Annotated in this window: 26 protein-coding genes; 7 read left to right on the forward strand and 19 right to left on the reverse strand. The window is 72.9% G+C overall.

Going from position 1 to position 26,097, the window contains the following annotated elements; translation table 11 throughout:
- Window positions 1-93 precede the first annotated feature (93 nt).
- Window positions 94-1,146 (forward strand): FUSC family protein, encoded by a 1,053-nt coding sequence (locus tag ASG94_RS03190; RefSeq protein ID WP_235537107.1) that lies wholly within the window; start codon window positions 94-96, stop codon window positions 1,144-1,146.
- Here the strand turns inward: ASG94_RS03190 and ASG94_RS03195 are convergent.
- The 5 genes from ASG94_RS03195 to ASG94_RS21580 are packed head-to-tail and all read right to left on the reverse strand — an operon-like array spanning window position 1,124 to window position 5,981.
- Window positions 1,124-2,773, reverse strand: a complete 1,650-nt coding sequence (locus ASG94_RS03195) for a serine/threonine-protein kinase (protein WP_156411393.1) — start codon at window positions 2,771-2,773, stop codon at window positions 1,124-1,126. The two genes, ASG94_RS03190 and ASG94_RS03195, sit on opposite strands and share 23 nt — an antisense overlap.
- A gap of 9 nt (window positions 2,774-2,782) precedes the next feature.
- Window positions 2,783-3,571 carry an AMP-binding protein gene (locus tag ASG94_RS03200; protein WP_162260780.1) on the reverse strand — a complete coding sequence of 263 codons (789 nt, stop codon included), beginning with the start codon at window positions 3,569-3,571 and terminating at the stop codon, window positions 2,783-2,785.
- 57 nt (window positions 3,572-3,628) lie between these two features.
- The gene (locus tag ASG94_RS03205; RefSeq protein ID WP_056924961.1) at window positions 3,629-4,708 is read right to left on the reverse strand and encodes a branched-chain amino acid aminotransferase; all 1,080 of its coding nucleotides are present in this window, start codon (window positions 4,706-4,708) and stop codon (window positions 3,629-3,631) included.
- A gap of 22 nt (window positions 4,709-4,730) precedes the next feature.
- Complete coding sequence (locus tag ASG94_RS03210; protein WP_056924962.1) at window positions 4,731-5,834, reverse strand: 3-isopropylmalate dehydrogenase; 1,104 nt, start codon at window positions 5,832-5,834, stop codon at window positions 4,731-4,733.
- Between the two features lie 9 nt (window positions 5,835-5,843).
- Complete coding sequence (locus ASG94_RS21580; RefSeq protein ID WP_156411394.1) at window positions 5,844-5,981, reverse strand: hypothetical protein; 138 nt, start codon at window positions 5,979-5,981, stop codon at window positions 5,844-5,846.
- A gap of 369 nt (window positions 5,982-6,350) precedes the next feature.
- Here ASG94_RS21580 and ASG94_RS03215 point away from each other — a divergent pair, with 369 nt between their 5' ends.
- A complete protein-coding gene (locus ASG94_RS03215) occupies window positions 6,351-6,917 on the forward strand; it encodes an O-methyltransferase (protein WP_056924963.1) in 567 nt (188 codons plus the stop codon).
- Here the strand turns inward: ASG94_RS03215 and yczE are convergent.
- Window positions 6,891-7,568 (reverse strand): membrane protein YczE, encoded by a 678-nt coding sequence (yczE, locus tag ASG94_RS03220; protein WP_056924964.1) that lies wholly within the window; start codon window positions 7,566-7,568, stop codon window positions 6,891-6,893. The genes ASG94_RS03215 and yczE overlap by 27 nt on opposite strands.
- Before the next feature lie 61 nt (window positions 7,569-7,629).
- Here yczE and yczR point away from each other — a divergent pair, with 61 nt between their 5' ends.
- Window positions 7,630-9,072, forward strand: coding sequence for a MocR-like transcription factor YczR (gene yczR, locus ASG94_RS03225; protein WP_056924965.1), 1,443 nt, complete (start codon window positions 7,630-7,632; stop codon window positions 9,070-9,072).
- Between the two features lie 139 nt (window positions 9,073-9,211).
- Here yczR and serA read toward each other — a convergent pair whose 3' ends face one another.
- Window positions 9,212-10,801 carry a phosphoglycerate dehydrogenase gene (gene serA / locus ASG94_RS03230; RefSeq protein ID WP_056924966.1) on the reverse strand — a complete coding sequence of 530 codons (1,590 nt, stop codon included), beginning with the start codon at window positions 10,799-10,801 and terminating at the stop codon, window positions 9,212-9,214.
- Window positions 10,802-10,924: 123 nt separating this feature from the next.
- Complete coding sequence (locus ASG94_RS03235; protein ID WP_056924967.1) at window positions 10,925-11,488, reverse strand: CGNR zinc finger domain-containing protein; 564 nt, start codon at window positions 11,486-11,488, stop codon at window positions 10,925-10,927.
- Between the two features lie 113 nt (window positions 11,489-11,601).
- On the opposite strand from ASG94_RS03235, the gene ASG94_RS03240 reads away from it, so the two are divergent.
- Window positions 11,602-12,726: an MFS transporter gene (locus ASG94_RS03240; protein WP_235537108.1), complete on the forward strand. Its 1,125-nt coding sequence runs from the start codon at window positions 11,602-11,604 to the stop codon at window positions 12,724-12,726.
- 12 nt (window positions 12,727-12,738) lie between these two features.
- Here ASG94_RS03240 and ASG94_RS03245 read toward each other — a convergent pair whose 3' ends face one another.
- Both ASG94_RS03245 and ASG94_RS03250 read right to left on the reverse strand, forming a co-directional pair.
- Window positions 12,739-13,398: an SDR family oxidoreductase gene (locus ASG94_RS03245; RefSeq protein ID WP_056924968.1), complete on the reverse strand. Its 660-nt coding sequence runs from the start codon at window positions 13,396-13,398 to the stop codon at window positions 12,739-12,741.
- Window positions 13,395-14,915 carry a purine-cytosine permease family protein gene (locus tag ASG94_RS03250; protein ID WP_056924969.1) on the reverse strand — a complete coding sequence of 507 codons (1,521 nt, stop codon included), beginning with the start codon at window positions 14,913-14,915 and terminating at the stop codon, window positions 13,395-13,397. The genes ASG94_RS03245 and ASG94_RS03250 overlap by 4 nt, the downstream gene beginning before the upstream one ends.
- A gap of 70 nt (window positions 14,916-14,985) precedes the next feature.
- Here ASG94_RS03250 and ASG94_RS03255 point away from each other — a divergent pair, with 70 nt between their 5' ends.
- Window positions 14,986-15,561: a YdeI/OmpD-associated family protein gene (locus ASG94_RS03255; RefSeq protein ID WP_056924970.1), complete on the forward strand. Its 576-nt coding sequence runs from the start codon at window positions 14,986-14,988 to the stop codon at window positions 15,559-15,561.
- Between the two features lie 16 nt (window positions 15,562-15,577).
- Here ASG94_RS03255 and ASG94_RS03260 read toward each other — a convergent pair whose 3' ends face one another.
- From ASG94_RS03260 to ASG94_RS03290, 7 genes are all read right to left on the reverse strand, one after another.
- Window positions 15,578-16,327 carry a DsbA family oxidoreductase gene (locus tag ASG94_RS03260; RefSeq protein WP_235537109.1) on the reverse strand — a complete coding sequence of 250 codons (750 nt, stop codon included), beginning with the start codon at window positions 16,325-16,327 and terminating at the stop codon, window positions 15,578-15,580.
- Window positions 16,328-16,390: 63 nt separating this feature from the next.
- On the reverse strand, window positions 16,391-17,419 hold the full coding sequence (gene ilvC / locus ASG94_RS03265; protein ID WP_056924972.1) for a ketol-acid reductoisomerase: 1,029 nt from the start codon (window positions 17,417-17,419) through the stop codon (window positions 16,391-16,393).
- Between the two features lie 50 nt (window positions 17,420-17,469).
- Window positions 17,470-18,012, reverse strand: coding sequence for an acetolactate synthase small subunit (gene ilvN / locus ASG94_RS03270; protein WP_056924973.1), 543 nt, complete (start codon window positions 18,010-18,012; stop codon window positions 17,470-17,472).
- Complete coding sequence (locus tag ASG94_RS03275; RefSeq protein WP_056924974.1) at window positions 18,009-19,808, reverse strand: acetolactate synthase large subunit; 1,800 nt, start codon at window positions 19,806-19,808, stop codon at window positions 18,009-18,011. Before ASG94_RS03275 ends, ilvN begins: the two co-directional genes overlap by 4 nt.
- Window positions 19,809-20,082: 274 nt before the next feature.
- Entirely contained in the window at window positions 20,083-20,733 is a 651-nt protein-coding gene (locus tag ASG94_RS03280) for a 4a-hydroxytetrahydrobiopterin dehydratase (protein ID WP_235537110.1), read from the reverse strand.
- Window positions 20,730-21,143 (reverse strand): VOC family protein, encoded by a 414-nt coding sequence (locus tag ASG94_RS03285; protein WP_056924975.1) that lies wholly within the window; start codon window positions 21,141-21,143, stop codon window positions 20,730-20,732. The genes ASG94_RS03280 and ASG94_RS03285 overlap by 4 nt, the downstream gene beginning before the upstream one ends.
- Window positions 21,144-21,176: 33 nt before the next feature.
- A complete protein-coding gene (locus tag ASG94_RS03290; protein WP_056924976.1) occupies window positions 21,177-21,644 on the reverse strand; it encodes a CAP domain-containing protein in 468 nt (155 codons plus the stop codon).
- Between the two features lie 48 nt (window positions 21,645-21,692).
- On the opposite strand from ASG94_RS03290, the gene ASG94_RS03295 reads away from it, so the two are divergent.
- The gene (locus ASG94_RS03295) at window positions 21,693-22,145 is read left to right on the forward strand and encodes a DUF6973 domain-containing protein (RefSeq protein ID WP_056924977.1); all 453 of its coding nucleotides are present in this window, start codon (window positions 21,693-21,695) and stop codon (window positions 22,143-22,145) included.
- Here ASG94_RS03295 and ASG94_RS03300 read toward each other — a convergent pair.
- Window positions 22,132-23,382, reverse strand: coding sequence for a kynureninase (locus ASG94_RS03300; RefSeq protein ID WP_056924978.1), 1,251 nt, complete (start codon window positions 23,380-23,382; stop codon window positions 22,132-22,134). The two genes, ASG94_RS03295 and ASG94_RS03300, sit on opposite strands and share 14 nt — an antisense overlap.
- A gap of 187 nt (window positions 23,383-23,569) precedes the next feature.
- Between ASG94_RS03300 and ASG94_RS03305 the strand changes: the two genes are divergently transcribed.
- Entirely contained in the window at window positions 23,570-24,154 is a 585-nt protein-coding gene (locus ASG94_RS03305) for an ABC transporter substrate-binding protein (RefSeq protein ID WP_156411395.1), read from the forward strand.
- Window positions 24,155-24,373: 219 nt separating this feature from the next.
- On the opposite strand, the gene ilvD is transcribed toward ASG94_RS03305, so the two are convergent.
- Complete coding sequence (ilvD, locus tag ASG94_RS03310; RefSeq protein ID WP_056924980.1) at window positions 24,374-26,086, reverse strand: dihydroxy-acid dehydratase; 1,713 nt, start codon at window positions 26,084-26,086, stop codon at window positions 24,374-24,376.
- Between the last annotated feature and the right edge of the window lie 11 nt (window positions 26,087-26,097).

A 26,097-nucleotide genomic window follows, 5' to 3' on the forward strand; every position in this document is an offset into this window, starting at 1 on the left:
CGTCGTCACGCCTCCACTGTGCCACGGCGCCGGGCGGGGAGGTCGTGTGTCTCGCGATCCGGCCGCGGCCGGTGGGTGGGCGAGGATGGACCGGTGAGACGCCCCTCGATCGCATCCGGGCTCGCTGCGGAGCTGGTCCGGGTCAACCCCGCCGCCGGAGCGCACCGGGTGGCTGTCCGGGCCGCGGTGTCGGTCGCGGTTCCCCTGCTGCTGCTGTGGTCCGTGGACCGGGTCGAGTGGTCCATCTATGCCGCCTTCGGCGCGTTCACCGCGTTGTACGGGCGCACCCACGTGCACCTGTCCCGCCTGCAGATGCAGGCTGCCGCCGGCGCGCTGCTCGTCTCGGTCACCGTCCTCGGCGTCGTCGTCGGCACGTCCTCGCACCGGGCCTGGCTGGCCGTGCCGGTCGCCGGGGTGGTCGCCGCGATCGGCTCGCTGTTCTCCGACGCCATGGACTGGCACCCGCCCGGCCCGCTGTTCCTCGTCTTCGCCTTCGCCGCCTGCGCGTCCATCCCCAGCCATCCCGTCGACGTGGCGGTCGCGGCGGGCGTCGCGCTCGCAAGTGCGGCGTTCGCCGCGCTGATCGGGTACGCCGGGTCGGCCTGGCGCTCGATCCGCGTGCCGGGCGCGCCGCGGACGACGTGGCGGCGTACGGCGTTCAGGGACGTCGCGCGCCGGCACCTGGCCCGCAACGTGGGCGGAGTCGTGCTCGCCGGGTCGATCTCGACCGCGGCCGGGATCGGGCACCCCTACTGGGCGATGGTCTCTGCCGTGGTGCCACTGGCGGCCACCCGTCCCTCGGCGCAGGTGGTGCGCGGCGTGCACCGGGTCATCGGCACCTTCGTCGGGCTGGCGGCGGCCGCGGTGCTCCTCGCCCTCGACCCGGGCGGCCTCGTCCTGATCCTGGTGGTGGTGGCGCTGCAGTGCGCCGCCGAGCTGCTGGTGGGGCGCAACTACGCCCTGGCCCTGGTCGCCATCACGCCCCTGGCCCTGCTGATGGTGCACCTCGCGGCGCCGACCCCGGCCCGCGTGCTGCTGGAGGACCGCGGCGTCGAGACCGTGATCGGCGTGGCCGTCGGTCTCGCGATCGGCTACCTCACCCGGGACCGCTCCGGACCGGCGCTCAGAGCCAGCTCGGCAGGCTGACGTCCGCGAAGGGCCGGTCCGCGGCGGGCGCCCAGGACGTGCCGTCGCTGGTGACGATCGCGGCGAGACCGGTGGCCCCGGCCAGCAGCACCACGGTGGTGAGCAGCCACGGGACGCCCCGGGCCGCGACGGGGTGGCTCAGCCGTTGCAGCGGGCCGCGCAGCCGTGAGCTCCCCGGCCCCCACCACATCGCGAGGGCGAGCACGACCCCGATGGCGGCCAGGCTCGGCGTCATCGCGACCCCGGCGGCGAAGCACAGCAGCGCCGCGGCCAGCGCGAGGCCGAGGCTCCACGTCACCAGCAGGAGCGTGCCCGGGACCGCGGCCAGCACGTGCCAGGGGGTGGCGAGCAGCAGCTGGGGCGCGTCGTACCACTTGACGCCGCGCACCCGGCGACGGGCACCGGCCGCGCTGGCGGCCAGCGAGCCACTGCGCAGCAGAAAGGCGACGACGGCGAGCAGGAGGGTGGTGAGGTACGGCGCGACGGCGACGCCCGCGCCGACGACGCCGGCGCCGGCGAGGACCAGGACGGCGCGCCGGAACCGCTCGAGCCCGCCGACCCGTGGCGGTGGCGCCCAGGGCGGCGCACCGGCTCCCGGCTCACGGAGCGCCTCGGTGTCGCCGTCCTCGGGCAGGACACGGGTGGGCCGGGGCGCCGGATCGAACCCGCCCTGCGGGCGCGGGTCGAACCCGCCTCCCGGGCCGGGGCCCGGACCGGCGTCGCGGGCGACCACCTCGGTGGTGTCGTACGCCGGGGCGAGCGAGGCGACGGCCATCGGCACGGTGAAGGGGTCGGGCTCGCGCTCGACCGCGGAGGGCAGCAGCCGGTCGAGCCACTCCCGCAGCTCCGGCAGGGACGGACGGCGGGCGGGGTCGGGGTCCAGGGCCTCCTCGATCGCGGGCCCCAGCACGGGGTCGAGACCGGAGAGGTCGTGCTCGCCGCGGCGCACCCGGTCCATCACCGCGACCGACGGGCCCCGGCCGAAGGGCGCGCGGCCGAGGCCGGCGAAGGCCACCGTCGCGGCCCACGAGTGGACGTCGGAGGCCGCCGTGGCGTCGTCGCCGTGCAGGATCTCGGGCGCAAGGTAGCCCGGCGTGCCCAGCAGCCACCCGGTGTGGGTGAGCTTGGGGTCGTCGGCGACGCGGGCGAGGCCGAAGTCGATGAGGATCGGGGTGCGGCCCTCCATCAGCACGTTGGAGGGCTTGATGTCGCGGTGCAGCACCCCGACGGCGTGCACCGCGGCCAGCGCCTCGGCCAGGCAGCTCGCGGCCCACACGAGGTCGGCGCCGGTCAGCGGGCCCTCCTCGTGGACGTGGTCGTGCAGCGAGAGGCCCGGCACGTAGCGGGTGGCCACGAACGGGATGTCGCCCCACGGGTCGGCGTCCACGATCTCCGCGACCCGCCGGTTGGTGATCCGGCTGAGGCTGTTGACCTCCCTCGCCAGCCGCTGGCGGGCCTCGTCGTCGCCGACGATGTGGGGGCGCAGGACCTTGAGGGCCACCCGCTCCCCTCCCGGACGCCTGGCCAGGTGGACCACCCCCATGCCGCCCTCACCGAGGCGGGTCAGCAGCTCGTAGCCGCCCACCCGGAGACCGGGAGGCGCCTGCTCGGGGCGGGACGTGGTCACGCACGGAGATTACCCGGACCCACCCCTGCCCGCGTCGAGGACGACGCCGAAACCCCTGGCCAGCTGGGCGGCGAGCAGCCCGTGCGCGGCCGGCAGGCTGAGGGACGCGTCGAGGGTCCGCACGGCGTCGCCGCCCCCCGGCTCGGCGGCCGCCCCCTCGACGACCCAGTCGCCGTGCGTGCCGGGGATGCCGCCCGCGGGCGACCCGGGCGGGTGCAGCACGGTGGCGAGCGTGTCGGGGCGCACGGCGGCCACGCGCCGTACGACGGTCGCGGCGTCGCGGGCGAGCACGTCCTCGCCGTGGGCCAGCAGCGCCTCGAGCGTCATCACCCGACGGTCGGGGTAGTCCCCGTCGAGCTGCACGACCTTGCGGACGCCGCGGATGTCACCGCGGACCACCCGCAGCTTGTCCACCTGCTCGACGTCCTCGGCCAGGACGACCACGGACCCCGACCCGTGGACGAGCCGCGCGACGTCGGCGGGCGCGCTCGCGGGATCGAGGACGGTCGTCGCCGCGCCCGCGCACAGGACGGCGAGGTGGCCCAGCACCGCGTCGGCGCGGGTCGAGGACAGGATCGCGACCCGGTCACCCGGCTCGACCCCGAGCCCGACGAGCCCCGCGGCGAGCGGCTCGACCAGCGCCCGGGTCTCGGCCCAGGTCACCTGCTCGGTGGCCTCCCGCGCACGGGTGCGGACGAGGTGGTGGTAGGCCACGGCGTCCGGCGCCGCGTGCGCGCGCGCCCACAGCAGGCTCGCGAGCGTCGTCGCCTCGGTGGTCCCCTGCGCCACCTCGTCCACGGTCGAGTCCCCCTCGTGCCCCCGGCACGTCACCTGGCCCGGGTCCGGGCCGGGTCGTCAGCAGACCTGGTGCATCCACCCGAAGGCATCGTCCGCCCGGCCGAGCTGGATGTCGACCAGCTCCTTGCGGATCCGCATCGTCAGCTCGGTGGACGCCGGAGCCGCCACCTCGCCGCCGTCCCACTTCAGCGAGCCCACCGGCGTCACGACCGCAGCCGTGCCGCAGGCGAAGATCTCGACGATGTCGCCGCTGGAGACGCCGTCGCGCCACTCGTCGATGGAGAACCTGCGCTCCTCGACCTGGTGTCCGAGCTTGCCCGCGAGCTCGATGATGGACGCCCGCGTGATGCCCTCGAGGATCGTGCCGGTCGCGGGGGTCACGATGCGGCCGTCGGCGTGCACGAAGTAGAGGTTCATGCCGCCGAGCTCCTCGACGTACCTGCCCTCCTGGGCGTCGAGGAACACGACCTGGTCGCAGCCCTGGGCCGTCGCCTGCTGCTGGGCGACCAGCGAGCTGGCGTAGTTGCCACCGGTCTTGGCCGCGCCCATGCCGCCGCGGCCGGCGCGGGTGTAGTCCTCGGTCAGCCACAGCGTGACCGGCTTGACGCCACCCTTGAAGTACGCGCCGGCCGGCGAGGCGATGACCATGAAGGTCACGTGCTGGGCGGGCCGGACCCCGAGGAAGACCTCGGAGGCGAACATGAACGGTCGCAGGTAGAGGCTCTTCTCCCCGCCGTCGGGGTTGTCGGGCACCCACCGCTGGTCGACGGTGACGAGCGCGTCGACGGCGGCCACGAAGTCGTCGGGGTCGAGCACCGGGAAGGCCAGCCGGTCGCTGGAGCGCGCCATCCGCTTGGCGTTCTCCTCGGGGCGGAAGGTCCAGATCGTCCCGTCGGGGTGGCGGTAGGCCTTCATCCCCTCGAACGTCTCCTGCGCGTAGTGCAGGACGGCGGTGGCCGGGTCGAGGCTCAGGGGGCCGTACGGCGTCACCCGGGCGGCGTGCCAGCCCTCCCCCGGCGTCCACTCGACCGTGAACATGTGGTCGGTGAAGTGCGTGCCGAAGCCCGGGTTGGCGAGGATCTCGGCCAGTCGCGCGTCGTCGACGGGCCGGTCGGTGGCGGTGGTGCTGATGTCCATGGCGTCAGGCTAGCCGCAGCGATCAGAGCCGCGCGGCGATGGCGTCGCCGACCTCGCTGGTACGCCGCGTGGTGCCGGGCGTGCGCTCGGCCAGGTCGGCGAGCACGGCCGCCTCGACGGCCGCTGCGGCCCCGGGGTGGCCGAGGTGGTCCAGCAGCAGCGACGTCGAGAGGATGGCGGCGGTGGGGTCGGCCTTCTGCTGGCCCGCGATGTCAGGCGCGGAGCCGTGCACGGGCTCGAACATCGACGGTGCCGTGCGGTCGGGGTTGACGTTGCCGGAGGCGGCCAGGCCGATGCCACCGGTGATGGCAGCGGCCAGGTCGGTGATGATGTCGCCGAAGAGGTTGTCGGTGACGATCACGTCGAAGCGGCTCGGGTCGACCGTCAGGTGGATCATCGCGGCGTCGACGTGCATGTAGTCGGTCGTCACGTCGGGGAACTCGGCGGCCACGGCCTCGAAGACCCGCCACCACACCGATCCGGCGTGGACGAGCACGTTGGTCTTGTGGACCAGGGTGAGGTGCTGGCGTGGGCGGCGCCGGGCGCGTGCGAACGCGTCGCGCACGACCCGCTCCACGCCGTACGCCGTGTTGACGCTGACCTCGGTGGCGACCTCGGCCGGGGTGCCGACCCGCAGGGCGCCGCCGTTGCCCGTGTAGGGGCCCTCGGTGCCCTCGCGCACCACGACGAAGTCGATCTCGCCGCCGTCCTCGGACCGGTAGCGGGCGAGCGGGCTGGGTGTGCCCGGGAAGAGCCGCGACGGACGCAGGTTGACGTAGTGGTCGAGCTCGAAGCGGAGCTTGAGCAGCAGGCCGCGCTCGAGGATGCCGGGCGGCAGGTTCGGGTCGTTGGGCCTGCCGCCGACGGCACCCAGCAGGATCGCGTCGTGCTGGCGGATCTCCGCCAGCACGGTGTCCGGGAGCACCTCGCCGGTCGCGAGGTAGTTCTCCGCGCCCAGGGAGTAGTGGGTCTGCTCGAACTTCACCGGCACGTCGACCGCCTCGAGGACCTTGAGGGCCTCGGGGGTCACCTCCTGGCCGATGCCGTCGCCGGGGATGACGGCGAGGGCGACGGTGCCGGACCCGGCGACGGAGTCGGACGGCGTGCTGCTGGTGTCGGTGCTCATGGCGCGAATCTAGTTGTCCTCGGGCCGCTGCCCGCCGTTGTCTCGCAGGTCAAGCGAGGCCTGGACGGCCGCCGCGGTGGCCTCGAGGCTGCGCGGGTTGTCGGGGTGGTGGCTGGCAGGTCCCCAGTCGGGGTACATGTCGTACATGGCTGTCTCCGTGGTCGTGTGAGAGTCGTCAGGGTCGGGTGGTGCGGCCCGACGCCCCGGGACGGGGCGGCGACGACTCGTGGATCACACGAAGCGGGGAACCAGCGGACTGCGGATCGCGCGAGATGGAGCTGGGAGCGGGACCGCCGCGGGGCGTCTGGGCCTGGAACTTCTGCTCCGAGGCCACTGCAACGCCGAACACCGCGGCGAGGTGGCCTCGGTCAGGCCTCGCCGCGGCAGTCGATGAGTACGAGCTGGCTCCGCATGGTGAGACCGACGGTACGCCGCGTCCCGCGGCGGCGCACCGGGTCACCGGAAATCGCTCACGATGCGAGACGAGCGGTTCGCCATGGAAGACTCGGCGACCTCATGAGTGCCCCACCCGAGCTGCCCGAGATCGTGTCCCGCGCCTTCGACGTGTCCCGCAAGGCGGGCTACGTCTCCTTCTGCCGCAACGAGACCGGTCGCCTGCTGGCGACCCTGGCCGCGACCCGGGGCGGCACGATGGCCGAGTTCGGGACGGGCTGCGGCGTCGGCACCGCCTGGCTGCGCAGCGGCGTGCGCAACGGCGCGCACATCCTCACCGCCGAGCGCGACGCCCGCCTGGCCACCGCGGCCGCCGAGATCTTCCGCGACGACGACCACGTCGAGGTGCTCGAGGCGGACTGGTCGCTCCTGCACGAGCGAGGCCCCTACTCGCTCGTCTTCCTCGACAGCGGCGAGCCGGAGGCGGTCCGCGTGGACGCGGTCGTCGACCTCCTGGAGCCGGGCGGGATCGTCGTCCTCGACGACTTCACCCCCTGCGAGATGTGGCCGCCGATCACCTACGGCCGCGTCGACACCCTGCGTGAGGAGTGGCTCACCGACGAGCGGTTCACCGCCGTCGAGGTGATGATCGCGCCGGACGCGTCAGCGTTGATCGCCACGCGCCGCTGACACCTCGACCGTGCACCAGGGCAGCATGTGCTGGGCCAGCGGCCCGATGGCGAGCGCGTAGAGCACCGTCCCGACGCCGAGCGCTCCCCCGAGCATCAGGCCGATCACCACGACAGTGACCTCCAGCCCGGTGCGGACGAGGCGCAGCGAGAGGCCGGTACGGCGCGCGAGGCCGGTCATCAGCCCGTCGCGCGGTCCGCGGCCGAACTGCGAGCCGATGTAGAGCGCGGTGGCCAGGCCGTTGAGGACGAGGCCGCCGAGCATCAGGGCGAGCCGCAGCGCCAGCGAGTCGGGCTCGGCGAGGACCGTCAGCGTCGCGTCGGCGGCCACCCCGACCAGCAGGGCGTTGGCCACCGTGCCGATGCCCGGCTTCTCCCGCAGCGGGATCCACAGCAGCAGCACGAGGAAGCTGAAGAGCACGACGGCCTGACCGATCGTCATGGGCACGTGGCGGATGAAGCCGGAGTGCAGGACGTCCCACGGGGCCAGCCCTAGCGCGCCACGGACCATCATCGCCAGCGACGCGCCGTACAGCGCGAGACCCACCAGGAGCTGCGTCAGCCGCCGGCCGAGCCGTCCGGCACGGAGCTGGGCGAGGGGGCCGAGGTCGAGGAGGGCGGGACGGGGACGGGGCGTGGTGGTGCTGCTCATGGTTCCAGTCTGCCCAGAATTGGCCTTCTCCTCGATAGCCAATCGTGGGACAGTGGCCTGCATGAGCCGCACCGTCACCGCCGCCCGTGTGGCCACGCTCGTCGGCGACCTCCGCGCGGACGGCCGCCCGCTGTACCGCGAGCTCGCCGAGCAGCTGCGCCTGCTCATCGGCGAGGGACGGATCCCCGCGGCGACCCGCCTGCCCAGCGAGCGGGACCTGACCACCGCGCTGGGGGTCAGCCGCACCACCGTCACCCGGGCCTACGCCGAGCTGCGCGAGCGCGAGTACGCCGAGTCGCGGCGCGGCTCCGGGACGATCACCCGGCTCCCGCTGCGGGCCGAGTCGGTCACCGACCGCGCCTTCGCCCCGTGGTCGCAGGACCCCGACGTCATCGACCTCAACTGCGCCGCGCCGAGCGCCCCGGCCGGAGTCGCGGCGGCGTACGACGCGGCGGTGGGCGAGCTGCCGGCGTACCTCTCCAGCCACGGCTACTACCCCGCCGGGCTCCCGCGCCTCCAGGCCGCCGTCGCGGCGACGTACGAGGAGCGAGGACTGCCCACCTCCCCGGGCCAGGTCATCATCACCGCGGGCGCGCTCGGTGCCGCAGCGATCGTGGCGCAGGCGCTCACCGCCCCGGGCGACCGCGTCGTCGTCGAGGACCCGGTCTACCCCAACGCCACCCAGGCGCTGAGCCACCGCAGTGCCCGGCTCGTGCCGGCGCCGGTCGACCCCGACGGGTGGGACATCGCCGCGACCGCGGCGATCATCCGGCAGGCCGCCCCCCGGCTGGCCTACCTGGTCCCGGACTTCCAGAACCCCACGGGCAACCTGATGTCCGACGCCCAGCGCGAGGAGTACGCCGCCGCGCTGCGCCGCGCCCGGGTCGTCCCGGTCGTCGACGAGGCGCACCAGGCCCTGGCCCTCGACGGCCAGGAGATGCCGGCGCCGTTCGCGGCGCACCTGCCGGGAACGGTGACGATCGGCAGCGCGAGCAAGCAGTTCTGGGGCGGCCTGCGGCTCGGCTGGCTGCGGGTGCCGGAGACCATGGTGCCGCAGCTGCTGCACGCCCGGATGAGCCTCGACCTCGGGGCGCCCCTGGTCGAGCAGCTGGCCCTGCTGCACCTGCTCGAGCACCGGCACACGGTGTGGGCGACCAACCGGGCGCGGCTGAGGACCCAGCGCGAGGCGCTGCTCGACGGGCTCACCGCCCGCCTGCCGACGTGGGACTTCGTGCGACCCGGCGGCGGGCTGGCGGTCTGGTGCCGCCTCCCCCAGCCCCGGGCCTCGGCGCTGGTGGCGGAGGCGGAGCGCCGGGGCGTGGTCGTGGCCGCGGGTCGCGTCTTCGCTGTCGCGGGCGGCCTCGAGCACCACGTGCGGATCCCCTGGACCCGTTCCCCCGACGAGCTGGGGACCGCCGTGGACCGGCTCCGTGACGCCTGGGACGCGGTGGCCCGCGGTCGTGGGGGGGACGGCGGGGCCGCCGACCGCCTCACGGTCGCCTGACCCGCCCGGCGATCCGGCGGGCCGGTGACCGGCCGAGCCGGCGGAGGACCCGGCCGCGGACTGGCGTAGTCCGTGACGAAGGGACCCCGGAACGGCTGTCCGAGGGGTCCGATCGTCACGGACTACACCGGGTGCGGGCTCAGTCCAGGTCGACGGCGCGGACCGAGACCGCGTCGATCGCGGAGCCGATCTCGGTCAGCGTCTCGGCGGGGATCGCGGTGTCGACCGACAGCGCGACCAGGGCCTCGCCGCCCTTGTCGGTGCGCGAGACCTGCATGCCGGCGATGTTGACCGAGGCGTCGCCGAGGATGCGGCCGACGGTGCCGATCATCCCGGGGCGGTCGGCGTAGGTGAAGAACGCCAGGTGGTCCGTCGGCTCGATGTCGATGTCGAAGCCGTTGACCTCGACGATCCGCTCCTTCTGGTTGATCCCGACGAGCGTGCCGCTCGCGGAGACCTGCGACCCGTCGGCCAGGGTGCCGCGGATGGTGATGAGGTTGCGGTGGTCGGGGCTCTCGGCCTCGGTCACGAGGCGTACGGCGGTGCCGCGCTCGGCCGCCAGCAGCGGCGCGTTCACGTAGGAGACCTGGTCCTCGACGATGTCGGAGAAGACGCCCTTGAGGGCGGCCAGCTCGAGCACCTTGACGTCGTACTCGGTGATCTCGCCGCGGACCTCGACGTCGATCTGCTGGGCGACCTCGCCGGCGAGCGCGGTGAACACGCGGCCGAGCTTCTCGGTGAGGGGGATGCCGGGACGCACGTCCTCGGCGATCACGCCGCCCTGGACGTTGACCGCGTCGGGGACGAGCTCGCCGGAGAGCGCGAGGCGCACCGACCGGGCCACGGCGATGCCGGCCTTCTCCTGGGCCTCGTCGGTCGAGGCGCCGAGGTGCGGGGTGGCCACGACGTTCTCGAGCTCGAAGAGCGGGCTGTCGGTGCACGGCTCCTGGGCGAACACGTCGAGCCCGGCGGCCGCGATCTGCCCGGTCTTGAGGGCGTCGTACAGCGCCGCCTCGTCGACGATCCCGCCGCGGGCGGCGTTGACGAGCACGAGCGAGCCCTTGGCCTTGGCGAGCTGCTCGGCGCCGATGAGGCCCACCGTCTCGGGGGTCTTGGGGAGGTGGACGCTCATGAAGTCGGCCTCGGCGAGCAGGGTGTCGAGGTCGACGAGGCGGACCCCCATCTGCGCGGCGCGACCGGCCTGGACGTAGGGGTCGTAGGCGATGACCTTCATGCCGAAGGCCGAGAGCCGCTGGGCCACGAGGACGCCGATGCGGCCGAGGCCGACGATGCCGACGGTCTTCTCGTAGAGCTCGATGCCGGTGTACTTCGAGCGCTTCCACTCGCCGTTCTTCAGCGCCGCGTGCGCGGGGCTCACGTGGCGGGCGGCGGCGAGCATCAGCGCGACGGCGAGCTCGGCGGCCGAGACGATGTTGGAGGTCGGCGCGTTGACCACCATGACGCCGGCCTGGGTGGAGGCCTTGACGTCGACGTTGTCGAGGCCCACCCCGGCGCGGGCGACGACCTTGAGGTTGCGCGCGGCGGCGAGCGCCTCGGCGTCGACCTTGGTCGCGGAGCGCACCAGGATCGCGTCGACGTCGGCGATGGCGGGGATGAGCTCGGCGCGGTCGGCGCCGTTGCAGTGGCGGATCTCGAAGTCCGGGCCGAGCGCCTCGACGGTGGCGGGGCTCAGCTCTTCGGCGATGAGTACGACGGGTCGTGAAGTCACAGCTGTGTTCCTCGTGGATCGGGTGCGGTGAGGGCCTGCACGACGCTGTGCGCCCCCGACCCTAGCCCACCTCCGGTGAGCCCCGGACATCGTCTCGGAGCCGGTCGGGACGACCCGCCGGGCTCATCGCTCGCGGTGGCGGTGAGCGGCGGCCTTGACGCGGTTCTGGCACCGCGTGGAGCAGAATCGGCGCCCTCCGTTGCGGGAGGTGTCGACGAAGACCCGGTCGCACGGATCGGCCGCACACACGCCCAGCCGTCCTCCCCGGTCACTGCCCAGCGCGAGGGCGAGGCCCGCGGCGAGGCCGGCGGCCCAACCGCGGGCGACGGTCTGGTCGGGACCGTGGAAGTGCAGGTCCCACCCGGTCTCGGTGTGGGTGAGCCGCGGGCGGGCCCCGGTGCGCTCGAGCAGCTCGTTGACCAGCCCGGCTGCCCGGTCGAGGTCGCCCGCGTCGGTGGCGGCGTACACCGCGCGGACGTCGGTCCCGACCTGGGCCAGGGCGCGGGCGGTCGCCGGGGAGACGGTGGCCTCGTAGTCGTCGCGGGAGATCGCCTCGCGGACCGCGTCCTGGAGGGCTCGCCCGGTCGGCGCACCGACCGGCTCGGTGCCGTCGTGGCCGGGCGTGGTCGCGTTGACCAGGGCCGCGCCGGTGTCCAGCAAGATCGAGACATGACTGTCGAACAACATTTGACCAGTCACTCCTGTCGTCGTACGGTCGTCCGGTGATCACTGACGATAGCGCAGACACCAGTCACGCAACACGACTGACGCCCCCACTCCCCCGTGCGGTCCGAGCCCTGGTGGCCGCACGGGCCGTCAACCGGCTCGGCGCCTTCGCCCTGCCCTTCACCGCCGCCATCCTCGTGGAGGACTTCGGCACGTCGGTGACGACGGCGGGGCTCGTCGTGGCCTCCTTCGGCGTGGCCTCCATCCCCTCCCGCCTGGCCGGCGGAGCACTCGCCGACCGCTGGGGCCGGCGGCCGACGATGCTGCTGGGGCTCGTCGGGTGCGCGGTCGCCCTGCTGGCGTTCGCCGCCTCGCCCACGCTGCTCGTGGCCGCGGTGTCGGTGACGCTGCTGGGCCTGGCCTTCGAGCTGTACGAGCCACCCAGCCAGGCCATCGTCGCCGACCTGTGCCCGCCCGACCAGCGCCCCAGCGCCTACTCGCTGCTGGGGACGGCGCTGGCGGTGGCCGGTGTCGTGGCCGGCCTCCTCGCGGCGGTGCTGGCGACCCTCGACCTGCGCTGGCTGCTCGTGGCCGATGCGGCGTCCTGCCTCGCCGCCGCCGTCGTCGTGGCCCTGGTGGTGCCCGCGGACCGACCCGCCCCGGTCGACGAGAGGCACACCGGGAGCCCGTGGCGGGACAGGCGGCTGCTGCTCATGTGGGTGGCCGGGACGGCCTTCGCAAGCCTCTACCTGCAGGCGATGGTCGGCCTCCCGCTGACGCTGCTCGAGCGGGGCCTGCCGGCGAGCCGGATGGGCTGGCTGCTCGCGGTCTCCGCCCTGGTCATGGTCCTCGTCCAGCGCCTCACCCGGGACTGGTCACCGAGCCCGTTCCGGGCGATGGCGATCGGCTACGTCCTGCTGGCCGTCGGGATGGGGATCGCCGGGGCGGCCGGCAGCACCGGCGGCTTCGTCCTCGCCGTGGCCGTGTGGAGCGTCGGCGACCTGCTCCTGCTCGGGCACCCGTTCGCGGTGGTCGCGGGGCTGGCGCCCCCGGGCGGGAGCGCGCGCTACCTCGCGGCGTACGGCACGTGCTGGGGTGTCGCGGCGGTGCTGGCGCCCGTGGTGGGGACGCGGCTGCTGGCGGTGGACCCGGCGTGGTTGTGGGGGTGCTCCGCCGGCCTGGCCCTCGTGCTGGCCGCGGTCCAGCCGCTGCTGGCGGACGCCATGGGCCAGGAGACGCAGGGATCGACCCGGGCATGACGCCCCGCGGTGTCAGGCGCCGAGGCGGGCGACCTCGTCGGCGACCGGGGTGTCGCCGGAGACGAGGTCCCACTGGGCACCGATCCCGGCGCCCGAGTCGATGACCTCGGCGAGCACGGCGGCGACGTCGGCGCGGGGCACCTCGCTGCGGGCGACGTCCTCCCCCAGCTCGACGCGGCCGGTGGGCTCGTCGTCGGTGAGGCGGCCGGGACGGATGATCGTCCAGTCGAGCCCGCTGTCGCGCAGCGCGGCGTCGGCGTCGCGCTTGGCCTCGACGTACGCCGCCCAGACGGGCGCGGTGTCGTCGGGGAGCGGCTCGTCGACGTTGATCGCCGACACCTGGACGAAGCGCGTGATGCCGGCCACCTTCGCCCCCGCGATGGACTTGAGCGAGCCCTCGAGGTCGACGGTGCGCTTGCGCTCGATGTTGCCGTCCGCACCGCCGCCGGCGGCGAAGACCACCGCGTGGGCACCCTCGAACGCGGCCGCGAAGGTCGCCTCGTCACTCTGCTCGATGTCCAGCAGGCGCACCTCGGCGCCGGCCTCCTCGAGGTCGGCGCGGTAGGACTCCGAGCGCACCAGGGCGATGGGCGTGTGGCCCCGCTCCACGAGCAGGGGGTGCAGCAACCGGGCGATCTGCCCGTTGCCTCCGACGACGGCGATGCGACTCATGCGTCCACCGTGCCAGAGGGGTCAAGGGCACCGGCCGGCTGGGCCTCCTGGCGCGCGACGGTCCCCCGGCGCGCGACGTACGTCACGGCGAAGCCGAGGACCAGGGCGAGCAGGACGCCGAGGTTGGCGTAGGGCCAGTTGCCCTCCCAGTAGCCGTCGGCCTCCATCCAGGTGCCGAGGCCGAGGGGCTCGAGCAGGTAGCCCTGCCAGTTGTTCCACGAGGCGGAGGTGGCGAAGTTGTTGACGACCAGCCCCCAGCCGAGCACCGACGCCACGACCATGGTGCCGAGGGAGACCCAGTCGACGGAGCCGTAGCGGCCCGAGGCGTCGAAGAGGGACTCGTCGTCGTAGTCGCGCTTGCGCAGCGCGATGTCGGCGATCATGACCCCCGCCCACGCGGCCAGCGGCACGCCCAGCGTGATCAGGAAGCTCTGGAACGGCTCGATGAAGCTGGTCGCGACGAAGACGACGTAGATCGTGCCCAGGGTCAGGATGATGCCGTCGACCCCGGCGGCGGCGGGGCGCGGGATCCTGACCCCCAGGCTGAGCAGGGTGAGACCGCTGGAGTAGATGCCCAGCACCGCGCCGCTGACCAGGGCGAGGATCGCGGCGAGCAGGAACGGCACGAGGAACCACGTCGGCAGCAGCGTGCCGAGGGTGCCGATCGGGTCGGAGACGATGCCCGCGGAGAGCTCCTCCGACGAGCCGGCGAGCAGCAGCCCGAAGACGACGAGGAGCACGGGGGCGATCGCGCCACCGAAGGTGTTCCACGCGACGATGGCCGAGCCCTTGGCGTCACGGCGCTGGTAGCGCGACCAGTCGGCGGCGATGTTGATCCAGCCGAGGCCGAAGCCGGTCATCACCATGACCAGGGCGCCCACCATCTGCTGGGTGCTGCCGCTGGGCAGGTCGCTCACGGCCGCCCAGTCGATCTCGTCGAGCGTGAGGGCGACGTAGACGATCGTCGCGATGCCGGTGATCCACGTCAGCCACGACTGCATCCGCATGATGACGTGGTAGCCCGCCACGCTGGCGGAGACGATCAGCAGGGCCACGACGAGGGTGGCCACCACCTTGGTGAGGGTGCCTCCCGACCAGCCGAGCTGGTCGAAGATCGTGGCCGTGGCGAGCACGGCGAGGATGGCGAGGAACGTCTCCCAGCCGATCGAGACCAGCCACGAGACGACGCCGGGCACCTTCTGCCCGTTGACCCCGAACGCCGCCCGGCTCAGGACCATGGTCGGCGCCGAGCCGCGCTTGCCGGCGATCGCGATGACGCCGCAGAGCGCGAACGAGACCACGATGCCGACGACCGTGACGACCGCCGCCTGCCAGAAGGAGATGCCGAAGCCCAGCACGAACGAGCCGTAGCTGATGCCGAAGACGCTGACGTTGGCCGCGAACCACGGCCAGAAGAGGTCGGCCGGACGCGCCGTGCGGTCCGCCTCGTCGATGATCTCGATGCCCGTCGTCTCGACTCCGAGGGCGCGGGTCTGCTGCAGCGTGCGGTCGCTCATGTGCTCATCGTGCCGTACGCCGCGGCGTCGGGCCTCGACGCCGACCCACGGCCGATGCGAGGCTGCCCGGATGGGCGTGCAGGACGAGGCGGAGGACGTCGAGCCGCAGACCGTCGAGGAGTGGTCGGCGTGGCTCGACGAGCACCACGACCGTGGCGCCGGCGTGTGGCTGGTCTCCCGCCGGCGGGCCGCCGACCGGGCCTTCTCCTACGAGGACAGCGTCATCGAGGCGCTGCGGTGGGGATGGGTCGACTCGACCCAGAGGCCGGTCGACGACGAGCACTCACGGATGTGGTTCGCACCCCGGCGGCCGGGGAGCATCTGGACCCGCCCCAACAAGGCGCGGATCGCCCGCCTGGAGGCCGAGGGACGTCTCGAGGCACCGGGCCGGGCGGCCGTGGAGGCGGCCCGGGCGAACGGCAACTGGACCCTCATGGACGCCGTCGACGACCGGATCGTGCCCGACGACCTGGCAGCGGCCCTCGCCGCCCACCCGGGGTCGCGCGAGCACTGGGACGGCTTCTCGCCCTCGGCACAGAAGCAGATGCTGGCCTGGGTCGTCATGGCCAAGCGTCCGGCGACGCGCGCCCAGCGCATCGCCGCGATCGCCGAGGCCGCCGCCCTCGGGGAGAAGGCCCTCGGCTGATCCGGCAGAGCCGGACCTACGGCTGGGGCACGGCGCAGCCGTCGGGCCCGCACGCGTCGCCCGACTCCCCGGCGCCGGCCACCATCTGCACAGCCGGCGTCCGCTCCGACCAGGCCCGCTCCAGCACCTGGGTGAAGGTGTCGGCCGGCTGGGCACCGCTGACGCCGTACTTCTCGTCGATGACGAAGAACGGGACGCCGGTGGCGCCGAAGCGCTGCGCCTGCTCGATGTCGGCCCAGACCTCGTCGGCGAGCTCGTCGCTGCCGAGCACCCGCTCGACCGCGGTCGCGTCCAGGCCGGCGCCCACGGCGACCTCGCGGAGCACGGTGTGGTCGGCGACGTTGCGCGCCTCGACGAAGTACGCCGTCAGCAACGCCTCCTTGAGCACGCCCTGGAGGGCGGAGCCGCCCTCGTGGTGGGCCAGGTGCAGCAGCCGGTGGGCGTCCATCGTGCCGACCCGCAACGAGTCGTGGTGGCGCCAGACCATGCCCTCCTCGGCGGCGACGGCCTCCACCCGGTCGATCATGTCGTTGCCGGCGGCGGCCCCGCCGCCGTACTTGCGGCCGAGCGCCTCGGCGACCGTCTCGACGGGTACGTCGGGTGCGCCCGGGTCGAGCTGGAAGGAGTGCCAGACGACCTCGACGTCGTCGGCGTGCTCGAAGCCGGCCAGGGCCGTCTCGAGTCGGCGCTTGCCGATGAAGCACCAGGGGCAGACCACGTCGGACCAGATGTCGATGCGCACGGGCGTGGGGGCGGGGGATGTCATGGTGGCCCGAACGCGCGACGGACCCCCGGATGTTCCCGGGGGTCCGTCACGTCACATCGTCCGTCAGCGGGTCGCGGTGCCCTCGACGTAGTCGGAGTCGTGCGACTTCACCCAGGCCATGAGCTTGCGCAGCTCGCGACCGGTCGACTCGATGGGGTGCTGCTCGCCCTTGGCGCGCAGCTCCTTGAACTCCGGGGCGCCGGCGTCCTGGTCGTCGATGAAGCGCTTGGCGAAGGCGCCGTTCTTGATGTCCTCGAGGACGGCCTGCATGTTCTCCTTGACCTGCGGGGTGATGACCCGCGGCCCGGAGACGTAGTCGCCGTACTCCGCCGTGTCGGAGACCGACCAGCGCTGCTTGGCGATGCCGCCCTCGTACATGAGGTCGACGATGAGCTTGAGCTCGTGCAGGCACTCGAAGTAGGCGACCTCGGGCTGGTAGCCGGCCTCGATGAGGGTCTCGAAGCCGTACATCACCAGCTGGGAGGCGCCGCCGCACAGCACGGCCTGCTCACCGAAGAGGTCGGTCTCGGTCTCCTCGGCGAAGGTCGTCCGGATGCCGCCGGCGCGCAGGCCGCCGATGCCCTTGGCGTAGGAGAGGGCGAGGTCCCAGGCGGTGCCGGACGCGTCCTCCTCCACGGCGACGAGGACGGGGACGCCGCGGCCGTCGACGTACTCACGACGCACGAGGTGGCCGGGGCCCTTGGGGGCGACCATGAAGACGTCGACGCCCTCGGGCGGGGTGATGTAGCCGAAACGGATGTTGAAGCCGTGGCCGAAGACGAGGGTGTCGCCCGGGGTCAGGTGCGGCTCGATCGACTCGGCGTAGACGTGGCGCTGCACCTGGTCGGGGGTGAGGATGACGATGACGTCGGCCTCCTCCACCGCCTCGGCGACGTCGAGGACGCGCAGGCCCTCGGCCTCGGCCTTGGCGCGGCTCTTCGAGTCGGGCGCGAGGCCGATGCGGACGTCGACGCCCGAGTCGCGCAGGCTCAGCGCGTGCGCGTGGCCCTGGCTGCCGTAACCGATGACGGCGACGTTCTTGCCCTGGATCAGGGACAGGTCGGCGTCGTCGTCGTAGAACATCTCAGCCACTGGTGGCTCTCCTTCATGGGTTGGGTGGTGCGCAGGTCGTGTCTGGTGGATCAGGGTGCCGCGACGGGCGCCGGGACCGGCACCGGGCGGAGGCTGCGCTCGCTGATCGAGCGGGAGCCGCGGCCGATGGCGACCATGCCCGACTGGACGAGCTCGCGGATGCCGAAGGGCTCCAGCACCCGCAGGAAGTCGCCGAGCTTGTCGGAGTTGCCGGTGACCTGGATGGTGATGGCGTCCGGGGCCACGTCGACGACCTTGGCCCGGAACAGCTGGACGGCGTCGAGGACGGCGCCGCGGGTGGCCGCGTCGGCGCGGACCTTGACCAGCATCAGCTCCCGGTCGATCGAGCCGGCCTGGTCGAGCTCGACGATCTTGATGACCTCCACGAGCTTGTTGAGCTGCTTGGTCACCTGCTCGAGCGGGGACTCGTCGACGTTGACCACGATGGTCATCCGGGAGACCTCGGGGTGCTCGGTGGGGCCGACCGCGAGGCTGTCGATGTTGAAGCCGCGGCGGCTGAAGAGCCCGGCGATGCGGGCCAGGACGCCCGGCTTGTTCTCCACCAGGACCGAGAGGGTGTGCGTGCTGGTCACAGGTCGTCCTCGTCGAACTCGGGCGCGAGGTCGCGCGCGTACTTGATCTCGTCGTTGCTGGTCCCGGCGGCGACCATCGGCCACACCATGGCGTCGCGGTGGACGCGGAAGTCCACGACCACGGGCTGGTCGTCGATGGCCATGGCCTTCTCGATGGTGGCGTCGACCTGCTCGGGCGACTCGCACGACAGGCCCACGCAGCCGTAGGCGTCGGCGAGCTTGACGAAGTCGGGGATGCGTCGGTCGGGTCCGGTGTGCAGGTCGGTGTTGGAGTAGCGCTCGTTGTAGAAGAGCGTCTGCCACTGCCGGACCATGCCGAGGGACTCGTTGTTGATGATGGCGACCTTGATCGGGATGTCGTTGATCGCGCAGGTGGCCAGCTCCTGGTTGGTCATCTGGAAGCAGCCGTCGCCGTCGACCGCCCACACCACGCTGTCGGGCATGCCGACCTTGGCGCCCATCGCGGCCGGGACGGCGTACCCCATCGTCCCGAGGCCGCCGGAGTTGAGCCAGGTGTTGGGCTTCTCGTAGCCGATGAACTGCGCCGCCCACATCTGGTGCTGGCCCACGCCCGAGGTGAAGATCGTGTCGGACCCGGAGATGGCGCCGAGCCGCTCGATGACGTACTGCGGGGCGAGGCCGGTGGCCGGGGTGTCGTAGCCGAGCGGGTAGCGCTTCTTGACCCCCGCCAGGAACTCCACCCACGCCTCGTAGTCGCCCGTGTGCCCCGCGTCGGCCTCGGTGGCCAGCAGCGCGACGAGATCGGCGATCACCTCGTGGCAGTCCCCCACGATCGGCACGTCGGCGTGCCGGTTCTTGCCGATCTCTGCGGGGTCGATGTCGGCGTGGATGACCTTGGCGCCCGGCGCGAAGGAGTCGAGGTTGCCGGTCACCCGGTCGTCGAAACGGGCCCCGAGGCTGATGATGAGGTCGCTCTTCTGCAGGCCCGCGACGGCGGCCACGGTGCCGTGCATGCCCGGCATGCCGAGGTGCTGGGGGTGGCTGTCGGGGAAGGCGCCGCGGGCCATCAGGGTGGTCACCACCGGCATCCCGGTGGCCTCGGCCAGCGTGCGCAGCGCCTGCGAGGCGCGGGCCCGGATCACGCCGCCGCCGACGTACAGGACCGGGCGGCGCGCCTCGAGGATCAGCCGCGCGGCCTCGCGGATCTGCTTGCTGTGCGGGCGGGTGACGGGCCGGTAGCCGGGCAGCTGCAGCTCGGTGGGCCACGTGAAGCTGGTCTGCGCCTGCAGCGCCGACTTGGCGACGTCGACCAGCACCGGGCCGGGGCGGCCCGTCGAGGCGATGTGGAAGGCCTCGGCGATCGTGCGCGGGATGTCGCGCGGGTCGGTGACCAGGAAGTTGTGCTTCGTGATGGGCATCGTGATGCCCCGGATGTCGGCCTCCTGGAAGGCGTCGGTACCGATCATGCTGGCCCCGACCTGTCCGGTGACCGCCACCAGCGGCACGGAGTCCATGTGCGCGTCGGCGAGGGGGGTCACTAGGTTGGTCGCGCCCGGACCCGAGGTGGCCATGCAGACGCCGACCCGGCCGGTCGCCGCGGCGTAGCCCTGGGCGGCGTGCCCCGCGCCCTGCTCGTGGCGGACCAGGATGTGGCGGATGCGGGTGGAGTCCATGAGCGGGTCGTACGCCGGGAGGATGGCGCCGCCCGGGATGCCGAAGATGTCGGTGGCACCCGCGCTCTCGAGGGACCGCACGAGGCTCTGCGCGCCCGTCATGCCCTCGCCCGACGTGGGCTTCCCCGTGGTGGGGACTCCCGTGATGCCCGTCTCGCTCATGGTGCTTCCTTCGTCGTGATGATCCTGGCCAACAACTGTGTCCTGCCAACAAAAAACCCCTCGGCCCGGTGGGCAACGAGGGGTGACGCGTGGAGCTCTCAGCCTGGGGCTGTCAGCTCACGCGTCGCGTGCGTACAAGAATCCGTGCGGATGTCTGGGAGCGCATGCGCCTACCGTCGCCGTCGAGTCGATCCGACGTCAACCGAGTCTGCCACCTGTCCCACTATCTGGTACGCCCGTCTCGGGATGTGACCCGTTGACGCAGGTTCCGCGGTCAGCGTCCCTGCGCGGTGCAGACGCACGAGCGGTTGCCCTGTGCGTCCTCCAGCACCCAGAAGGAGTGCTCGGGATACTCCGCGACCAGCCGGCCCCCGCCCGCGACGACCGCGTCGATGCGGGCCTGCACCTGGTCGCCGGGCACCCAGACGTCGAGGTGCCAGCGCTGTCGCGGCTCGTCGCTGCCCGACTCCTGGAACCACACCGCGGGAAGCCGTCCGTGGGGGTCGGTGATGTCGTCGTCGCCGGCGCGGAAGGCCAGGAGCTCGCGCCAGAAGGGCAGCACCGCCGACTGGTCCGGGGAGTCGAGCCCCAGCTCGAGCTGCTGCAGCCCGGAGGGGTCGGCCGTGAGGCCCTGCTCGGCGGCGATCTCGCTGATCCTGCGGGCGAGTGCGAGGTCGCGGTCCGTCACGCGGCCGACGTCGTGGCTGACGAGGGCCACGTCGACGCGCGGGTAGGTCAGGGTGACGTCAGGGTGGTGGTCGGCCTCGTCGGCCGCCGCACCGATGGCGTCGACCAGGCGCACCCCGGCCGCGAAGCTGCCGGTGCGGAACCGAGCGTGGATCCCGGTCACCAGCATCCGCCAGTCGTCGAGGCCGGCCGCGGCCACGTCGTCGTACGTCACTCGATCGCTCGTGCTGTCGCTCACGGGAGCACCTCCTGGCCGATGGGTCCTGGGTTGAAGCAGATCTCCCAGCGGAAGCCGTCTGGGTCGGCGAAGTAGCCGGAGTAGCCACCCCACTCGCGCTCGACCGCGTCGCTGACGTGCTGGGCGCCGGCCACGCGGGCCTGCTCCAGCACCCGGTCGACGCCGTCGGTGGTGGCGAGGTTGTGGGAGAGCGTCAGCGGGGCGAGCCCTCCCCCGGGCGCCTGCCCCACCTCTGCGGTGAAGGCGTCGACGTCCCACAGCGACAGCACCAGCCTGTCGCCGGCCTTGAACATCAGCACCTCCCCCGGCACGTCGACCGCCGGCTCCCAGCCGAGCCCGTCCACGTAGAACGTGCGGGAGGCGCCGAGGTCGCGCACGGCGAGGGTCACGAAGGAGATCCTCTGGTCCATGCGCCCCACCCTGCCAGCGCGCACCGACACTGGCTACCGCCGACCGAAGACCTGCGCGGCGTACCAGGTGCCGGACCCGCCGCGCCGGGCGGCGACCGCGACCAGTCGGTACCGGGGCTCGAGGATGTTGGCCCGGTGCCCCTCCGAGCCCATCCAGCCGGTGACCACGGCGCGACCGCTCGGGTAGCCGGCGGCGACGTTCTCCCCGACCGAGCCGAGGCCGCAGGTGCTCATCACAGCACCGATGTCCTGGTGCCAGATCGACTCACGGCGCGCCATCGCGCGCGCCTGGCGGGTGGCCGCGCGGCGCAGGCAGCGGGTGCTGCGGAGTGCCCGGAGGTCGTGACGCGCGCGGGCGGCGTTGGTGGCGCGCACCGCGTCGGCGGCGTACGACGTCGCACCGTCGGCGCGGGCGGCGGCCGGGGCGGTCGCGGCGGTCGCGGGGACGGCCAGGACGAGGGCGAGCAGGGCGGTGCCGAGGAGCGGGGGGATCCGGGACATCGGGCCATCGTAGGAGCGGCGAGCGGCCACGTCTGGCACGGTGGTCCGATGACCTCGCCCCTCGACCGGCTCAAGAAGGCGGCCCAGGCCGTCGCCGGCGCCCCGCACGTCTTCAACGCCGCCCGGGCGGCCGGCGCGAGCAGCTCGGCCGCCGCCGACGTGATGGCCGCCTCCGCCGCGGCCGTCCAGGTGGCGGCGTCGCACACCGACGGGACGCCGGGGATGCAGAACGCGATCCGGCACTTCGTGTGGCAGGCCTACATCGCCGGGCGCCACGGGGCAGCCGTGGCCGAGGCGGTCGCGGCCGCCCACGAGGAGGGTCGCGACACCCCGCACGACACCCGGGTCGACCTGCACAACAACGCTGTCGGGCGGGCCTGGGGCGTCGCCCACAGCGCCGAGATCGGCCAGGGCTCGATGCCCGACGCCCTCGGACGGCTGGCCGTCGTCGCGACGCAGAAGTGGGCCGCCGACGAGCTGATCTGGGTCAGGTCCCACTGAGCAGGTCGCGGATCGCCGACATGCCGGCGTGCACCTCGGCGTACGACGTCGACAGCGGCGACAGCCCGATCCGCAGGCCCCCGGGGTCGCGGTAGTCCGGGATCACGTCCCGCTCCCACAGCGCCGCGGTGACCTCGCGCATCCGCTCGTGGTGCAACGTGACGTGCCCGCCGCGCAGCGCGGGGTCGCGGGGAGAGGCCAGGGTCACGCCGTGCTCGACGAGCCAGACGTCGGCGAGGTCGACGGCGTACGACGTGAGCGCCTGCGACTTGGCACGCACGGCGTCGATACCGGTGCGTTCGAGCAGGGCGAGCATGTCCTGCATGGCGAGCATGCCGACCACGGCGGGGGTGCCGGAGATGAAGCGACGGACGCCGCCCGACGGCTGGTAGCCGGGACCCATGAGGAACGGGTCGGCGTGGCCCATCCAGCCCTGGATCGGCTGCTGGAGGGCCGGCCCACCCGCCGAGCCGTCGAGGTGGCGCTGCGCCACGTAGGCGAAGGCCGGCGACCCGGGTCCGCCGTTGAGGTACTTGTAGGTGCAGCCGACCGCGAGGTCGACACCCCAGCGGTCCAGCTCGACCGGGACGGAGCCGGCGGAGTGGCACAGGTCCCAGACCATGAGCGCGCCGGCGTCCTGGACGACGGGGGTGATCGTCTCGACGTCGGCCAGGTGACTCGACCGGTAGGCGACCTGGCTCAGCACCACGACGGCGGTCCGCTCCCCCACGGCCCCCCGGACCTGCTCGAGGGTCACGCCCGCGGCGCGGTCCACCTCGATCCACCGCACGGTCAGGCCGCGCTCGGCGGCGATGCCCTCGACGATGTAGCGGTCGGTGGGGAAGTTGTCGGAGTCGATGACGATCTCGCTGCGGCCCGGGCGCGCGTCGACCGCCGCGCGGATGAGCTTGTAGAGCAGCACCGTGGTCGAGTCCCCGACGGTCGTCTGGCCCGGCGCGGCGCCCAGGCTGACGCGGGCGATCTCGTCGCCGAGGGTGAGCGGGAGGTCGTACCAGCGCTCGTCCCAGCCACGGATGAGGCGCCCGCCCCACTCCTCCTCGACGAAGGCGCGCAGGCGTTCGCCGGTGACGGCCAGCGGACGGCCGAGCGAGTTGCCGTCGAAGTAGACGAGGGAGGTGTCGGCGCCGACGAACTCCGACCGGTGGGCGGCCAGCGGATCTGCTGCGTCGAGCGCTGCGGCGTACGCCGCGGTGGTGTCGGTGGCGAGGTCGCTCATGCGGACACCTTCTCAGAACGTGCCCGACCGGACGTGCTCCGCGCCGCGGCATCCCGGCGGTGACTCCACCCGCAGGGAGGGGAACCACTGTCCCTCCTCACAAATAGGTACGTAAGTTCGGTCGGAGGCTCCGCTGTCAGCGTGGCCGAATCTTGGGAGGGATTCAATGATCACCAGCATTCGCACCGTGACCGTCACGTTCGTCGCGGCCATCGCCATGGCCGTCGGTCTCAGCACCGTCGGCATCGCCCCCGCCACCGCCGCACCCGGCGACTGGACGACCGTCGCCAAGACGGCCGAGGGCAAGATGAAGAGCAAGCTCGTCGGTGAGACGTCCACGGGACGCAAGGTCACCGGGTCGTTCACGCCGAAGCGCTTCGTCGAGAAGGACGGCAAGGTCTTCGCCAAGGGCGTCATCCGCGGAGCGTTCGAGACCAAGTCGGGCGCCACCAAGACGTTCAAGGTCAAGCGCCTCGTCCCGGTGAAGAAGGCCAACGGCACCCTGCTCAACGCCCGCGCCGCCAACCGCGCCGACTGCGACGTCCTCAACCTCGTGCTGGGCCCGCTGGACCTCAACGTGCTCGGCCTCACGGTCAGCCTGAACCGCGTGCTGCTCGACATCGTCGCCGTCTCCGGCGCCGGCAACCTGCTGGGCAACCTGCTCTGCGCGGTGGCCGGCCTGCTCGACGGCGGTGGCCTGCTGAGCAACCTGCTGGGTCAGATCACCGACCTGCTCAACCAGATCCTCGGGCGTCTGGCTCTGCCTGCCTGAGCCGACCCGCACCTCGGGGCAGTGCGGGACCTTTGCACAGGTCCCGCACTGCCCTACAGTTGGAGGCGAGGCGCCACGCGCCTTGGACCACAGCCCCGATCAACCCCCCGGCGATCTGGGGCTGTGTCCTATTTACGGCCCGTGCGACTTCACGGCCCTGCGACTTCACCGCCTTGCGGCTTCACCGCCTTGCGCTCGTGGCCGGCCGTGCCGGAGCGGTCAGCTGGTGACGGCCCCGTGAGCGGCGGACTGGACCACCTTGGCGTACTTGCCGAGGACACCGCGCGTGTACTTCGGCGGGAGCGGCTCCCAGCCGACCTTGCGGTCCTCCCAGGACTCGCTCCCCTCGGCAGGCTCGACGTCCAGGGTCTGGTGGGCCACGTCGAGGGTGATCTGGTCGCCGTCGCGGATGAACGCGATCGGACCGGCGTCGACGGCCTCGGGGGCGATGTGGCCGACGCAGAGCCCGGTGGTGCCACCGGAGAAGCGCCCGTCGGTGATGAGCAGGACGTCCTTGCCGAGTCCGGCGCCCTTGATGGCGCCGGTGATGGCCAGCATCTCGCGCATCCCGGGGCCGCCCTTCGGTCCCTCGTAGCGGATCACGACGACGTCGCGGGGCTTGATCTCCCCGGCGGTCAGGGCGTCGAGGGCCTTGCGCTCGCCGTCGAAGACACGCGCCGTGCCGGTGAAGGTCGAGTCGTCGAAGCCGGCGCTCTTGACGACCGCGCCCTCGGGGGCCAGCGAGCCCTTCAGGATGGTGAGGCCACCGGTGGCGTGGATCGGGCGGTCCAGGTGGCGCAACACCTCGCCGTCGACGTGCTGGGGGGCGAGGGCCTCGAGGTTCTCGGCCATCGTGCGGCCGGTCACGGTGAGGGTGTCGCCGTGCATCAGGCCGGCGTCGAGCAGCGCCTTCATCACGACCGGGATGCCGCCGATCTTGTCGACGTCGTTCATCACGAAGCGCCCGAACGGCTTCAGGTCACCGATGTGCGGCACCTTGGCGCCGATCCGGTTGAAGTCGTCGAGGGTCAGGTCGACCTCGGCCTCGCGGGCGATCGCGAGGAGGTGGAGCACGGCGTTGGTCGATCCGCCGAGGGCCATCACGATGGCGATCGCGTTCTCGAAGGCGGGCCTGGTCATGATCTGCCGGGCGGTGATGCCCTGGCGGAGCATCTCCACCACGGCCTCGCCCGAGCGGTGGGCGAAGCCGTCGCGGCGCCGATCGACGGCCGGCGGGGCGGCGCTGCCGGGCAGGCTCATGCCGAGGGCCTCGGCGACGCTGGCCATGGTGTTGGCGGTGTACATCCCGCCGCAGGCCCCCTCGCCGGGGCAGATGGCCTTCTCGACGCGGGTGACCTCCTCCTCGGTGATCTTGCCGGCCAGGCAGGCTCCGACGGCCTCGAAGGCGTCGATGATGGTCACGTCGTTGCCGTCGACCTGGCCCGGCATGGTCGAGCCGGCGTACAGGAAGACGCTGGCCAGGTCGAGCCGCGCGGCGGCCATGAGCATGCCGGGGAGCGACTTGTCACAGCCGGCCAGGAGCACCGAGCCGTCGAGGCGCTCGGCCATCATCACGGTCTCGACGGAGTCGGCGATGACCTCGCGGCTCACCAGGCTGAAGTGCATCCCCTCGTGACCCATGGAGATGCCGTCGGAGACCGAGATGGTGCCGAACTCCAGCGGGTAGCCGCCGCCGGCGTGCACGCCGTTCTTCACGGCCTTGGCGAGCCGGTCGAGGCTCAGGTTGCACGGGGTGATCTCGTTCCAGCTCGACGCGACGCCGATCTGGGGCTTGACCCAGTCGTCGTCGCCCATGCCCACGGCGCGGAGCATCCCGCGGGCCGCGGCCTTCTCGAGGCCGTCGGTGACGTCGCGGGATCGGGGCTTGATGTCGGGCTGCTGTCCCGTCGTCTGGCTGGTCGGCTGGGTCATGGCGTCAGGCT

The sequence above is a fragment of the Nocardioides sp. Soil805 genome (assembly GCF_001429625.1).
In the GTDB taxonomy this organism is placed as follows: domain Bacteria; phylum Actinomycetota; class Actinomycetes; order Propionibacteriales; family Nocardioidaceae; genus Nocardioides.

Bases quoted from the DNA above. Each gene is read 5' to 3' on its own strand.
- ASG94_RS03205 (WP_056924961.1), bottom strand. From the start codon at position 4,708: ATGGACATCAGCACCACCGCCACCGACCGGCCCGTCGACGACGCGCGA.
- ASG94_RS03210 (WP_056924962.1), bottom strand. From the start codon at position 5,834: ATGAGCACCGACACCAGCAGCACGCCGTCCGACTCCGTCGCCGGGTCC.
- ASG94_RS21580 (WP_156411394.1), bottom strand. From the start codon at position 5,981: ATGTACGACATGTACCCCGACTGGGGACCTGCCAGCCACCACCCCGAC.
- ASG94_RS03215 (WP_056924963.1), top strand. From the start codon at position 6,351: ATGAGTGCCCCACCCGAGCTGCCCGAGATCGTGTCCCGCGCCTTCGAC.
- yczE (WP_056924964.1), bottom strand. From the start codon at position 7,568: ATGAGCAGCACCACCACGCCCCGTCCCCGTCCCGCCCTCCTCGACCTC.
- yczR (WP_056924965.1), top strand. From the start codon at position 7,630: ATGAGCCGCACCGTCACCGCCGCCCGTGTGGCCACGCTCGTCGGCGAC.
- ASG94_RS03235 (WP_056924967.1), bottom strand. From the start codon at position 11,488: ATGTTGTTCGACAGTCATGTCTCGATCTTGCTGGACACCGGCGCGGCC.
- ASG94_RS03245 (WP_056924968.1), bottom strand. From the start codon at position 13,398: ATGAGTCGCATCGCCGTCGTCGGAGGCAACGGGCAGATCGCCCGGTTG.
- ASG94_RS03250 (WP_056924969.1), bottom strand. From the start codon at position 14,915: ATGAGCGACCGCACGCTGCAGCAGACCCGCGCCCTCGGAGTCGAGACG.
- ASG94_RS03255 (WP_056924970.1), top strand. From the start codon at position 14,986: ATGGGCGTGCAGGACGAGGCGGAGGACGTCGAGCCGCAGACCGTCGAG.
- ASG94_RS03260 (WP_235537109.1), bottom strand. From the start codon at position 16,327: ATGACATCCCCCGCCCCCACGCCCGTGCGCATCGACATCTGGTCCGAC.
- ASG94_RS03275 (WP_056924974.1), bottom strand. From the start codon at position 19,808: ATGAGCGAGACGGGCATCACGGGAGTCCCCACCACGGGGAAGCCCACG.
- ASG94_RS03285 (WP_056924975.1), bottom strand. From the start codon at position 21,143: ATGGACCAGAGGATCTCCTTCGTGACCCTCGCCGTGCGCGACCTCGGC.
- ASG94_RS03290 (WP_056924976.1), bottom strand. From the start codon at position 21,644: ATGTCCCGGATCCCCCCGCTCCTCGGCACCGCCCTGCTCGCCCTCGTC.
- ASG94_RS03295 (WP_056924977.1), top strand. From the start codon at position 21,693: ATGACCTCGCCCCTCGACCGGCTCAAGAAGGCGGCCCAGGCCGTCGCC.
- ASG94_RS03300 (WP_056924978.1), bottom strand. From the start codon at position 23,382: ATGAGCGACCTCGCCACCGACACCACCGCGGCGTACGCCGCAGCGCTC.
- ilvD (WP_056924980.1), bottom strand. From the start codon at position 26,086: ATGACCCAGCCGACCAGCCAGACGACGGGACAGCAGCCCGACATCAAG.